Source organism: uncultured Roseibium sp. (assembly GCF_947496995.1).
Lineage (GTDB): Bacteria > Pseudomonadota > Alphaproteobacteria > Rhizobiales > Stappiaceae > Roseibium.
On the sequence record NZ_CANMFD010000001.1, the window covers coordinates 1,435,426 to 1,447,694 of the forward strand.

Sequence of the window (12,269 nt, forward strand, 5' to 3'; positions counted from 1 at the left end):
CCTAATTCACTTCAGCCAGCAGAACCCTGTCGAAAAACGCGGCAAGGTCCGCATGGGCATCCAGGGGAAGGACCAGTGAGACATACTGGTCCGGACGGACGACCACCATGCAGCCCGAGGCGCGGTCGATGCCGCGCATATCGAAAATGTCGCTCTCCGCGTCCGGACAGAACATCTTTTCATAGTCCTTCAGTCCATAACGGCCTTTCGCGGGCAGCAGGAAGTCCGGCAGGCGGCTCAGGTAGAGGTCGCGATGGCTCTGCTGAAAGACCGCCCGCACGTCGAGGACCGCATCGATGTCCTCACTTTCCGAGGTGTATTTTCTGACCGGCGAGGCCGGTGCGGTTTCGAGAAACGTGCACAGGCGGTGGATCATGGCGTTTTCCACCATCGGATCTTCCGAGCCCGCGAAGGCAAAGAGACGCCAGCGCCCGTCCGCCTTGACTGTGTGTCCGAGATGGACCGGCTTGGCGTCGGCCAGGCGGATCACCGGGGCGGAGTGAAAGCGCATGCCGACCGGAAAACCGGTCGCCAGGTGCTGATGATCTGATCCGCCGGTAAGGACGGAAGGCCTGTATCGCGTTGCCGTACCGGCGGTATAGCGTCCATGCTCGACGAAGTGCCTGCGCACGTCTTCCGGATCGACGCCGCCCGGGTTGCGCTCCGATTTCAACGGGGCGCTCAGCATGCGTGACCACTCACGGTCAAATTCGATCAGCGTCCGTGCAGTCTCCTGACGCTCTTCGGAATAGCTGTGCAGCAGAGCCGGGGAGCTTCGCCCGAGGAGCACGTGAGCGAGTTTCCAGCCCAGATTGAATGTGTCCTGCATGGAGACATTCATGCCCTGACCGGCTTTCGGACTGTGGGTGTGACAGGCATCGCCGGCTATGAAGACATGCGGGGGGCGGTCTTCCCCGTCCGCAACATCGTCGAACCGGTCGCACAGCCTCTGGCCGATCTCGTAGACCGACCACCAGGCAACGTCCTTCACATCCAGTGCATAGGGATGAAGAATTCTCTGTGCGGCGGCAATCAGCTGATCGATGCTGATGTTGCGTCCCGCGACGCGCTCGTTTTCGTTGAGCTTGTCGAGTTCCACATAAATGCGCACCAGGTAACCACCCTCGCGAGGAATGATCAGGATGCTGCCTTCGGACTTCGACTGGACCAGCGCCTTGAACCGGATGTCGGGAAAATCGGTGACGGCGAGCACGTCCATCACGCCCCAGGCCTGATTGGCCGAATCTCCGGCAAGCTCGCGCCCGAGGGCCCTGCGAACCGTGCTGCGCGCACCGTCGCAGCCGACGACGTATTTCGCTCTGACGGTCTCCGTCTTTCCTTCATGTCCCGCATCGGTCCGCTCCAGATGAACCGTGACCGGGTATCCATCTTCAGGCTCGGAAGGGTCGACCTCAAGACCGGCCATGCGCCGCGAATAATTCGGTTCCAGCCGGTTCGCGGATTTGTGCATGACATCGAGATAGAAGTCGTGCACCCGGGCCTGGTTGAGGATCACATGCGGGAACTCGGAAAGCCCGTCCTCCACGTCCTGAACCCGGCCGCTGCGGGTGATGGTCTCCGGCCGGTCCGGATCCGGTTTCCAGAAGGTTGTCTCGTTGACCCAGTAAGCCTCCTTCATCAGTTTTTCGCTGAAGCCGAAGGCGTGGAACATCTCCATCGTCCGGCAGGCGACACCGTCGGCCTGTCCAAGCTCGAGCGGCCCCGCTTTCTGCTCGACGATCCGCGTGCGGATGGCAGGAAAGGCTGAAAGCTGTGCGGCAAGGGTCAGTCCGGCCGGGCCGCAGCCGACAATCAGGACATCGACGGTCTCCGGAAGATCATCGGTATTCGCCAGCATGCCGGGGATGTCTGTCTGCGCGCAGGTTTCCGGATCACCGGTCTTGAAGCCGTTCAGATGAAATTGCATGGGACCGTTCCTCCGCCCGTCGTGTTCCGCCGTCTCTGCCGGAGGCGGCCTCCCGTTTTGACAATCCTTCCGCGATGCTGACACTGGCCTCGACAGATGCGATATTTACTCAGTATACTGATGATCAGCATACTGTCAATTCGAGTGGAGAGGTTCGGAGACGGCCGTGAAAGACATCAATGACATGCCCGGCCACCTGGTGCGCCGCCTTCAGCAGATCGCGGTTGCCGTGTTCCATGCACAGGTTGAAAGCGCCGGTTTCGACCTCACACCGGTTCAGTACGCGGCGCTCGTACGTGTCCGCACCCATCCCGGCATCGATCAGGCGACGCTGGCGGGTCTGATCGCCTATGATCGCACGACCATTGCAGGCGTGGTCGACCGGCTGGTGCAGAAGGGGTTTTTGACACGTGAGGTCAGCGGCACGGACCGCCGGGCCCGCGTTCTGCGCATGACGGAGACCGGCGAAGCCGCTCTGGACAGGATTGAGCCGGCGGTGGAGACCGCGCAGAAGCTCATACTGAGCGGTCTCGACGAGGCTGAGGCGACGGAATTCATGCGCCTGTTGCGCAAGGCGACGGACGCCGCGAACGACTTCAGCCGCGCACCGTTGCGCCAGGTGTCAGGCGACCCTGGGAACGCGAAGTAGCGATTTGCCGTGGGCTGTCGCCGTCAGTTGTTTTCCGGGTCCGTTTCGGCGTGAAAAGCCAGCACGGCGACGGCAACACAGGCCCAGACTGTCGGCAGCCCAACCGTCAGGGTCAGGATGGCGAACGGTATGAGGGAAAGCATCAGGTAGCCTCCCACCGACCAGATGATCAGGCAGGAGAAGACGAGTATCAGACTGTCGATCAGGACAGTGGCCGATACGACGCTAAGCAGGCTGCTGGCCGTAAGCACGCGATGCCTGCCGCGTGCGTCGTCTTCTTCGAAATTCAGGGACATCAATCCGCACTCCAACGCCTTTCGGAAGTTTCCTCGAAAGGCACGAACCGGCTGGATCCGCCAGGGTATGGATTGGTGAAATCACCCTTCCGGCGCATCCCGGTCCTGAATGGATGTTGCTGTTCCGGCATCGGCACGCAATTAGACGAAAAATATATTTTCCGCCGACTTTCATGCCGTGATTTTGCCCGGATTATAGATAGCGGTGTCTGGATTACGGCTTTTTTCGGACTTCTCCCCCTCAAGAAAAAGGGCGCCTGAGCCAGACGTCGTTCGGCGTCCGACAGGGCCCGGTAAACGCGAAACACCTCCGGCTGAAAATTCAATTTTCCGCATCGCGATCCACTTGCAAAGCTTTCGTCACCATCCCACGTGATTTCCGCTCGCAGATGAGTTCCCCGCACGACCAGCCAGCCCTGTCATGTGCCCGGTGTTGAAGAATGGCGCTGGTGGAACCTTTGACATGACCCTGTTGCTCGTTGAGGTGATGGGCGAACCCGTGTGGATGTGGGCTGTGTTTCTCACGTTCGTGCTCGGCTTGCTGGCTTTCGATCTGGGCGTCCTCCACCGTCACCCGCATGAAATCGGCACACGGGAAAGCCTTCTCCTGTCGATGTTCTATATAGGCCTCGGCCTTCTGTTCGGCCTCTGGATCTGGCTGATGCTCGGCACGCAGGCCGCGGTCCTTTACGTCACCGGCTTCGTCGTCGAAAAGAGCCTGGCGCTGGACAATGTGTTCGTCATCGCGGTCATCTTCTCCTACTTCGCCATTCCGAAGGAGCTTCAGCACCGGGTTCTGATCTACGGAATTCTCGGTGTCATCGTGCTGCGCGGTCTGATGATAGGGGCGGGCACGGCCATCGTCTCGCAGTTCGAGTGGGTGCTCTACGGTTTTGCCGCCTTCCTCGTCTTTTCCGGCATCAGGATGCTTGTTGCCCGTGAGCAGGAATACGATGTCGCATCGAACCCGATACTGCGTTTGTCATGCAAATGGCTGCCGCTGACCCCGACCTTGCACGGACACAGGTTTTTCGTGCGCTCCGGGTCGAAATGGCTCGCTACACCGCTGTTTCTGACCCTGATCATGATCGAGACTGCGGATGTCATTTTCGCGATCGACTCCATACCGGCCATATTCGCGATCACCACCGAGCCGTATCTCGTCTATACGTCCAACATTTTCGCGATTCTCGGCCTGCGCGCGCTCTACTTCGTGCTGGTCGTGATGATCGACCGCTTTACCTATCTGAAGCCGGCGCTTTCGCTGGTGCTCATCTTCATCGGCAGCAAGATCTTTCTGTCCGACCTGTTCGGGTTGGAAAAATTCCCGCCGATGCTGTCCCTGTCCATCACGATCGCCCTCCTTGCAGGCGGGGTCTTGCTGTCCTTGCTGATGCCCGGATCCCGGGTGCCGACAATGGATGAGACCGGATCCGCCGGGAAGAAACCCGCCGGAGCCCTCGGCGTGGATCCCTGCGGCGCCTCTTCCGATGCGCGTCAATAAGGTCCGAAGTCAGCAGGCCCGCAGAGCCACGCGCCGCGTCATGCTGTCCGGGTGACCCAGCGTTTTCCTGATTCTTTTTTGAACCGATCGGTTGCCAATGCGTTCTTGCTCTGAGAACAGTCCTATGGAGAAACCATGCTACGCCCGAAACACAAGGAAGACGGAATGAAGCTGGTGCCGGTCAGTTTCGCGACCCTTGTTGCGCTGCTCGCGCTTCTCACGCCTCCGGTCCTGGCCGACGAGCCGGAAAACTGCGAGGTCGATCCCGAGAACGAGGAAACCGAAACCCTGACTGCGGAAGATGAGGCAAATGCCGGCAAGCTGACCGACTGCGACGGCATCCTTCAACCGGCCCCGGTCGGCGACATGGACCTCGTCCAGCCCGCGCCGGACACCGGCGAGACGCCTGTCATTGCACCGCAGGAGTTGCCGGATCAACCAGGCAAGGAATAGAGAAGAGCCTCCTCTTTATCCTGACAGAGGAGATTGCCGGTTTCGATGGGTTTTCGCACCGAATTTCCGTCGAAGTCCGGATATCTGCCGCTTCCACACCAACACCGTGATCGATCCTGTCAAGGTTGGCCTCTCCATTCCAGCCTTCTGACAGAATGTTTCGCGCCCAAGGCGTGGAGACGATCGCGGCGGGTACGAACCGGCACACTGTCCATCGGGTCCTCGACCGCGGTCCGGGATTGGAATATCTGCGTCTCTTCAGCAAATTCCTGGGCCGGGCAGGGCGAAATCCGGCACGTTTGACGGATGTCTCGTGGGTGATTCTACACGGCATGGTGGAGCGGCTTTCAATAGCAATCCGCCTGGTGACATGATGATTTTTACAATTGGCGTTGTACATTCCCCGCCAAATGGCGCATGATGGCGATGTTACCGGATCGTTTTGGGCGCATGGGCCCTTCCTGACGCATTCCTGGACCGCGGTGCCGGTGGCCTGCGTTGTCCTTCGATCCGTTTGATCATGCACATCCCCTGAATACGAACGCGCGCGGCACATCGATCCAGCGCGAAGAAGTCGTTGTCGGGCGGATACCAGCTTGAAACTTAATCAATTTCTTCCTCCGCGCGCCCGCTTGCCGGGCGCGGAGGCGGCCGTCCTCGCGTGCCTGTCCGGCCATGCGCCGGCGTTTACTCCCAAGGAGCCTTTATGACCGTAATTCCCTTCGCGAACACAGTGAAAGCAAGACCTGTCCTGCATCTGTCATTCGCCAGGAATGCCCCGGTTCCACCTGTTGCACCGATTGCAAAACCGGCTGAAGCCGCGATTGCGACTGCGGTGGTCTATTGCGAAGGCAATTTCGGCAAGATCGACGGCAAGACGGCCAACGGTCTCGTGCGCCACTCCGAAAAATATGAAGTTCTCTCGATCATCGACAGCACGCAAGCAGGCAGCGATGCCGGCGAGGTGCTGGACGGGAAGGCGAACGAAATTCCCGTCTTCGCCAGTCTAGACCAGGCGCTGGCCGGTTCGCGCCGCAAGCCTGACTATTTCATCTATGGCATGGCGCCGGCGACGGGAATGCTGTCGCCGCAAGAGCGCAAGATCGTTCTTGCCGCTCTGGGCCACGGCATGAATGTGGTCAACGGGTTGCACGAGTTTCTCGGCGACGACCCGGAGTTTGCGGCGGCAGCAGTTGCCAACAAAGCTGTGATCATCGATGTCAGAAAACCGCGCCCCAAGAACGACCTGAGATTGTTCAGCGGCGCCATTCATGACGTGACCTGTCCGCGGATCGCGGTCCTGGGGACCGACTGCGCCATCGGCAAGCGCACCACCGCCAGCATCCTGACCAGGGCACTGGTCGCACGCGGCGTGCGCGCCGTCATGGTGTCCACCGGTCAGACCGGGTTGATGCAGGGCGGACGCTACGGCGTTGCTCTGGACGCCGTGCCCTCGCAGTTCTGTTGCGGCGAACTGGAGGCGACGATTGTCGATGCCTGGAAGGGCGACCAGCCGGACGTCATCATTATCGAAGGGCAGGGGGCGCTGAGCCATCCTGCCTTCTGTACGTCGGCCTTCATCCTGCGTGGCAGCGCTCCGCAGGGCGTCATCCTGCAGCATGCGCCACACCGCGAGAACCGCTGCGATTTCGAGCATATGAAGATGCCCGAACCGAAATCCGAGATCGCGCTTATCGAGGCCTTCTCGGATACCAAGGTAATCGGCCTGACGATCAATCATGAGGACATGACGGACGCCGAGATCGGCGCGGCCATGTCCGCCTATGAGAATGAACTTGAAATTCCGGTCACGGATGCGCTGGCGCGCCCGGAAGACCGGCTGGTGGACATGGTCTTTTCGTCCTTTCCGGAACTTGAGAGGAAGCACGCCGCTTTGATCCAATGAGCGCACCGCGCCTGGAAGTCGATCTTGAGAAGATACGCCACAATGCCTCCGCCCTGGTTTCGCAGCTGCGCGGTCGCGGCATTTCCGTGACCGGCGTCACCAAGGCCTGCCTCGGGGAGCCGCGCTTTGCAAATGCATTGCTTGGGGCCGGTATAAAGGGGCTCGGCGACTCCCGTATCGAAAATATCGAGGCCATGCGCCGGGCGGGCATCAAGGCGCCCATGACCCTCATACGGTCGCCCATGCCAAGCCAGGCCGATCGCGTGGTTGCCCATGCGGACATCAGTTTCAACACGGAGCTTGACGTCATCGGCGCCCTGTCGGCTGCGGCCCGCAGGGCCGGCAGGCGTCATGGCGTGGTGCTGATGGTGGAAATGGGCGACCTGCGTGAGGGCATCATGCCGGGGGACCTTCAGGAAACCGTGCGGGCGGCGCTGCGTTTTCCCAATATCGACCTGAAAGGCATCGGCACCAATCTGGCGTGCCAGAGCGGTGTGTCTCCCGATGCCGGGAACATGTCCGACCTGTCGCGCCTGGCGGATGTGCTGGACGAAGCCTTCGGCCTTGTCATCCGGGTCGTGTCGGGCGGCAATTCCAGCAATCTCGAATGGGCGCTCTCCGGAGAAAAAGCAGGCCGCATCAACAACCTCCGGCTTGGCGAGTCGATCCTTCTGGGACTGAACCCCCTCGACCGGCAACCGATTGAAGGTCTTTACACCAACGCGATCTCTCTGGTCGCGGAAGTCATCGAGGCCAAGACCAAACCCTCCCGGCCCTGGGGAAAGATCGCGCAGACAGCCTTTGGCGCGATGCCGCCATCCGGGCAGGACGGCAGCGCCTTCCGCACGATACTGGCGCTGGGCCGGCAGGACATAGATCCTCTCGGCCTGACAGCCGCACCTGGCATCGAGGTTCTGGGGGCCAGCAGCGACCACCTGATGGTGGACACCGGAAAATCCTATGTGAGTGCGGGGTCCGAAATGACCTTCCAGCTCAATTACAGCGCGCTGCTGCGCGCCATGACATCGCCTTTCGTCACCAAGACCTACAGCTTGCCTGCCGGACAGGGGGCATTTGAGGCCCGAATGGCGCCCGGACCGCGATCATCGGAGGAATTGCATCAATGGCATTGAACTTTCCCAATCAGAGCCGAAGCTTCGACCCGGGACGGCAGTCCGTGCGGTTCACGGGATATGACGGTGTCTTCGAGATCTCGATCTTCGTGCAGGTCGACGCACTCAGGACGATGACCGAAAAGCCGATGTCAGACGAGACGCTGTTTCTGGCGGCCTTCGATGGCATGCGTGACACGGTCGAGGGACATGCCCGTAAGGCCTATTCCCGGCGCCGGGGCGCGACCCTCATTCTGACCGCCGCCGATATCAGCTAGTCGCGCCGCAGGGAAAACGGACAGTCGCAAGAGTGTCCATTCGCATCCTTTTCGGAAGGGCAGGAGCCGGCCTCACCGCATGACGTCAACAAATGCGGCTCCCACTACAGGAGACAACCATGGCCAAATCACAGAAGCGCAGCAATCGCGAGATCAGAAAACCGAAGAAGGCGCCGAAAGCGGCCGAACCGGCCCAGACGTCATCGTCCTTCCTGAACAAGGGCCTTTCCGCGTTTGCCGGTGGAAGCAAGAAGAAATGACTTCGGGGCAGCGGTGCCCCGCTTAAGCGCCGTTGCCTTCAGAATGTTTCCGGGACCGGACCGTCCGGCTCCGCGGACGCCGGTGTTTCCGGCCTCGATATCGAGGCCGGCCGGTCATGACATTGCAAAGATGACGACGGTCAGGCAAAGAGTTTCGATCTCCACCTGACACCTCCAGCCGGCATCTCCATCGGCCGGATTGCAGACCTTCCTGCGACACAATGCACCCGCCATGCGGCAGTTTGTGCAAGCGCCATCCCGCGCACCGCCTCCTAAGCGTCTTGATATGAATCAACGCGGCTCAAAGCGAGTCGTGCGAATGCTCGTGCCATCGTTGGCACCTTGTAACGATATCAAAGACTGGGGCGCTAAAAATGGCACAAAACAAGGCCAAAATGGTTTCGCTCGAGGAAGGCGGATTCGCCATCTTCCTCGTGCTGCTTGCATTCGCCTGCCTGATTGTGGCGGGCAAAACCTTCGATCAGGTCATGGCATTTCATGCGGGCATCGGCGCACTTATCGCCGCTGTCAGCGTGTTTTGGATCTTCAAGAATTACTTCGATGATGGCGGGGAACCGATCCCGCAGGAAATCGGCGGTAAACCCAATTACAACATGGGTCCGGTCAAGTTCGGCTCGGTCGCGGCGATGGTCTGGGGCCTCGCCGGCTTCACCGTCGGACTGGTGATCGCCCTACAGCTTGCCTTCCCGGCGCTGAATTTCGATCTGCCCTGGACAAATTTCGGCCGCATGCGCCCCTTGCACACCTCCGCGGTGATCTTCGCCTTTGGCGGCAACGTGCTGCTGGCGACGTCGATGTATGTGGTCCAGCGCACCAGCCGGGCGCGCATGCCCGGCAAGATCCTGCCCTGGTTCGTGATCGTCGGCTACAACGTCTTCATCGTGATCGCCGGCACCGGCTATCTCCTCGGTGCGACGCAGAGCAAGGAATACGCCGAGCCGGAATGGTACGCCGACCTGTGGCTGACCGTCGTCTGGGTCGCCTACCTGCTCCTGTTCCTCGGCACGCTGTGGAAGCGCAAGGAACCGCACATCTACGTGGCCAACTGGTTCTACCTGGCGTTCATCGTCACCATCGCCATGCTGCACATCGTCAACAACCTGACGATCCCGGTCTCGGCCTATTCGACCAAGTCCTACATTGTCTGGTCTGGCGTGCAGGATGCCATGGTGCAGTGGTGGTACGGCCATAACGCGGTGGGCTTCTTCCTGACCGCCGGCTTTCTGGCCATCATGTATTACTTCATCCCCAAGCGCGCCGACCGGCCGGTCTATTCCTACCGCCTGTCCATCGTGCACTTCTGGGCACTGATCTTCATCTACATCTGGGCCGGTCCGCACCACCTGCATTATACGGCGCTGCCGCAATGGGCTTCGACGCTGGGTGCGACCTTCTCGATCATCCTGTGGATGCCCTCCTGGGGCGGCATGATCAACGGCCTGATGACGCTGTCGGGCGCCTGGGACAAACTCAGGACCGATCCGGTGCTGCGCATGATGGTGGTCTCCGTCGCCTTCTACGGCATGTCGACCTTCGAAGGCCCGCTGATGAGCCTGCGTTCCGTCAACTCCCTGTCGCATTATACCGACTGGACCATCGGCCACGTGCATTCCGGTGCGCTCGGCTGGGTGGGGTATATCTCCTTCGGCGCGCTCTACTGCCTCATTCCGTGGCTGTGGAACAGGAAGGGCCTCTATTCGCTGAAACTGGTGAACTGGCATTTCTGGCTGTCGACGCTCGGGATCGTTCTCTACATCACCTCCATGTGGGTGTCCGGCATCATGCAGGGCCTGATGTGGCGTGCCTACGATCAGCTCGGTTTCCTGGAGTACTCCTTCGTGGAAACCGTCGAGGCGATGCATCCCTTCTACATAATCCGGGCCCTGGGTGGCGCGCTCTTCCTGCTGGGCGCCGTGATCATGGCCTATAATCTCTGGATGACTGTCCGTCATGGTGAGGCTGAGGAAGCCGAAGCCACGCCGGCCGGCTCCCTGGCTCCGGCCGAATAAGGGAGGGACGAAAATGTCAGCTTGGAAAAAACACGAAGTCTTTGAAAAGAACTCCTTCGTCCTCCTGATCGGGATCCTGGTCGTGGTCGCCATCGGCGGCCTGGTCGAGATCGCACCGCTCTTCTACCTGAAGAGCACGATCGAGAAGACCGAGGGCATGCGGCCCTATACGCCGCTGGAGCTCACCGGGCGCAACATCTTCATCCGCGAGGGCTGCTACACCTGCCACTCGCAGATGATCCGCCCGATGCGCGACGAACTGGAGCGCTACGGCCATTATTCGCTGGCCGCCGAAAGCATGTACGACCATCCCTTCCAGTGGGGCTCCAAACGCACTGGACCGGATCTTGCCCGCGTCGGCGGAAAATATTCCGACGACTGGCATGTGGAGCACCTGAAGGATCCCCGCTCCCTGGTCCCGGCCTCGATCATGCCCGGATATCCGTTTCTGGCGGAAAACCGGCTGAGCAGCCGCGACATCCAGGCGGATCTCTCGGTGAACGCCTTCCTGGGGACGCCCTATACGCAGGAGCAGATCGACAACGCCGCAGCTGACCTCATGGGTCAGGCAAGGCCGGACACCGATGCGGCCTACGAGTTCGAGGAACGCTGGCCGACGGCAAAGGTCCGCTCCTTCGACGGCAACCTGAAGGACGTCACCGAAATGGACGCGCTGGTCGCCTATCTTCAGGTGCTGGGCACCATGGTCGACTTCTCCATCTATGACGACAAGGCAAACGCGAGGTAAGGCGATGAACGAGACATATACCGCTGTTGCGGCCTTCGCGCAGACCTGGGGCCTCATCTATTTCATGATCCTGTTCGGCGTGGTTCTGGCCTACGCCCTGTGGCCGAAGAACCGCAAGAAGTTCGATGACGCCGCCAAAATCCCGTTCCGGGAGGACTGAACCATGGCAGACACGCACGACAAAGAAATCGACCGGATCTCCGGCGTTGAGACGACCGGCCACGAGTGGGACGGACTGAAGGAACTGAACAACCCGCTGCCGAGATGGTGGCTGTACAGTTTCTATGCCTGCATCGTCTGGGCGGCGGTCTACTGGGTGCTCTACCCGTCCTGGCCGCTGATCTCCAGCTACACCACCGGTGTGCTGGGCGCCAATCAGCGGACCGAAGCGATTGCCGCCTTTGACGAGGGGGTCGCCGGGCGTTCCGAGTTCGCTGACAAGATCATCGCCACGTCCCTGGAAGATATCTCCCACGATCAGGAACTGCTGCAGTTCGCCCAGGCGAACGGGCAGGCCGCCTTCGGCGACAATTGCGCGCCGTGCCACGGCTCAGGTGCAACGGGAGCCGAAGGCTATCCGAACCTGCAGGACGATACCTGGCTGTGGGGCGGTACGCTGGACGACATCCATACCACGCTGCTCTACGGCATCCGCTCGGACCATGACGAGGCGCGCATCGGCGAGATGCCGGCCTTCGGCCGCGACGAACTGCTGACCCGTAAGGAAGTCGCCGAGGTTGCCAATTTCGTGGCCTCCAAGGCCGGTGTGGAGACCGAGGACGGCGTCGATCTGGCCGCCGGACAGGTGCTCTACGACGACAATTGCGCGGCCTGCCACGGCGAAAACCTGGAAGGCATTCAGGAAGTCGGCGCACCGAGCCTGATGTCGGCCAATTACCTCTATGGCAACTCCCTGGACGACATCAAGGCGCAGATCCATGCGCCGCGTAACGGTGTCATGCCTGCCTGGGTCGACCGGCTGGACCCGGCGACGATCAAGTCGCTCACGGTCTATGTCCACTCCTTCGGGGGCGGTCAATAAGCCGCGGCACTGCGGCAAGGCGCGCAATGGGCGCATGAATTGATCCGGCGCAAAGTCAGTCCGC

General features: G+C 60.7%; 13 protein-coding genes. 11 read left to right on the forward strand and 2 right to left on the reverse strand.

Going from position 1 to position 12,269, the window contains the following annotated elements; all coding sequences use genetic code 11:
* Position 1 precedes the first annotated feature (1 nt).
* Positions 2 to 1,927, reverse strand: a complete 1,926-nt coding sequence (locus Q1B40_RS06395; protein ID WP_299811559.1) for an FAD-binding monooxygenase — start codon at positions 1,925 to 1,927, stop codon at positions 2 to 4.
* Positions 1,928 to 2,093: 166 nt separating this feature from the next.
* Here Q1B40_RS06395 and Q1B40_RS06400 point away from each other — a divergent pair, with 166 nt between their 5' ends.
* Entirely contained in the window at positions 2,094 to 2,576 is a 483-nt protein-coding gene (locus Q1B40_RS06400; protein WP_299811561.1) for a MarR family winged helix-turn-helix transcriptional regulator, read from the forward strand.
* 23 nt (positions 2,577 to 2,599) lie between these two features.
* Here Q1B40_RS06400 and Q1B40_RS06405 read toward each other — a convergent pair whose 3' ends face one another.
* Positions 2,600 to 2,872: a hypothetical protein gene (locus Q1B40_RS06405; RefSeq protein ID WP_299811563.1), complete on the reverse strand. Its 273-nt coding sequence runs from the start codon at positions 2,870 to 2,872 to the stop codon at positions 2,600 to 2,602.
* A 463-nt stretch (positions 2,873 to 3,335) separates the two neighbouring features.
* Here Q1B40_RS06405 and Q1B40_RS06410 point away from each other — a divergent pair, with 463 nt between their 5' ends.
* The 10 genes from Q1B40_RS06410 to ccoP all read left to right on the forward strand — a co-directional run bounded on the left by Q1B40_RS06410 (position 3,336) and on the right by ccoP (position 12,205).
* On the forward strand, positions 3,336 to 4,376 hold the full coding sequence (locus Q1B40_RS06410; protein ID WP_299811565.1) for a TerC family protein: 1,041 nt from the start codon (positions 3,336 to 3,338) through the stop codon (positions 4,374 to 4,376).
* A 135-nt stretch (positions 4,377 to 4,511) separates the two neighbouring features.
* On the forward strand, positions 4,512 to 4,829 hold the full coding sequence (locus tag Q1B40_RS06415) for a hypothetical protein (protein ID WP_299811567.1): 318 nt from the start codon (positions 4,512 to 4,514) through the stop codon (positions 4,827 to 4,829).
* A gap of 706 nt (positions 4,830 to 5,535) precedes the next feature.
* Positions 5,536 to 6,735 (forward strand): DUF1611 domain-containing protein, encoded by a 1,200-nt coding sequence (locus Q1B40_RS06420; RefSeq protein ID WP_299811569.1) that lies wholly within the window; start codon positions 5,536 to 5,538, stop codon positions 6,733 to 6,735.
* On the forward strand, positions 6,732 to 7,868 hold the full coding sequence (locus Q1B40_RS06425; protein WP_299811571.1) for an alanine/ornithine racemase family PLP-dependent enzyme: 1,137 nt from the start codon (positions 6,732 to 6,734) through the stop codon (positions 7,866 to 7,868). Before Q1B40_RS06420 ends, Q1B40_RS06425 begins: the two co-directional genes overlap by 4 nt.
* Positions 7,859 to 8,125, forward strand: a complete 267-nt coding sequence (locus tag Q1B40_RS06430) for a DUF1488 family protein (RefSeq protein WP_299811573.1) — start codon at positions 7,859 to 7,861, stop codon at positions 8,123 to 8,125. Before Q1B40_RS06425 ends, Q1B40_RS06430 begins: the two co-directional genes overlap by 10 nt.
* Positions 8,126 to 8,244: 119 nt before the next feature.
* Positions 8,245 to 8,385, forward strand: coding sequence for a hypothetical protein (locus Q1B40_RS06435; RefSeq protein WP_199823582.1), 141 nt, complete (start codon positions 8,245 to 8,247; stop codon positions 8,383 to 8,385).
* Positions 8,386 to 8,759: 374 nt separating this feature from the next.
* Entirely contained in the window at positions 8,760 to 10,415 is a 1,656-nt protein-coding gene (ccoN, locus tag Q1B40_RS06440; protein ID WP_299811581.1) for a cytochrome-c oxidase, cbb3-type subunit I, read from the forward strand.
* Between the two features lie 13 nt (positions 10,416 to 10,428).
* The gene (gene ccoO, locus Q1B40_RS06445) at positions 10,429 to 11,163 is read left to right on the forward strand and encodes a cytochrome-c oxidase, cbb3-type subunit II (RefSeq protein ID WP_299811583.1); all 735 of its coding nucleotides are present in this window, start codon (positions 10,429 to 10,431) and stop codon (positions 11,161 to 11,163) included.
* 4 nt (positions 11,164 to 11,167) lie between these two features.
* Positions 11,168 to 11,323 (forward strand): cbb3-type cytochrome c oxidase subunit 3, encoded by a 156-nt coding sequence (locus tag Q1B40_RS06450; protein WP_103222083.1) that lies wholly within the window; start codon positions 11,168 to 11,170, stop codon positions 11,321 to 11,323.
* Between the two features lie 3 nt (positions 11,324 to 11,326).
* Positions 11,327 to 12,205, forward strand: a complete 879-nt coding sequence (gene ccoP / locus Q1B40_RS06455; RefSeq protein WP_299811590.1) for a cytochrome-c oxidase, cbb3-type subunit III — start codon at positions 11,327 to 11,329, stop codon at positions 12,203 to 12,205.
* The last annotated feature ends 64 nt before the right edge of the window (positions 12,206 to 12,269 follow it).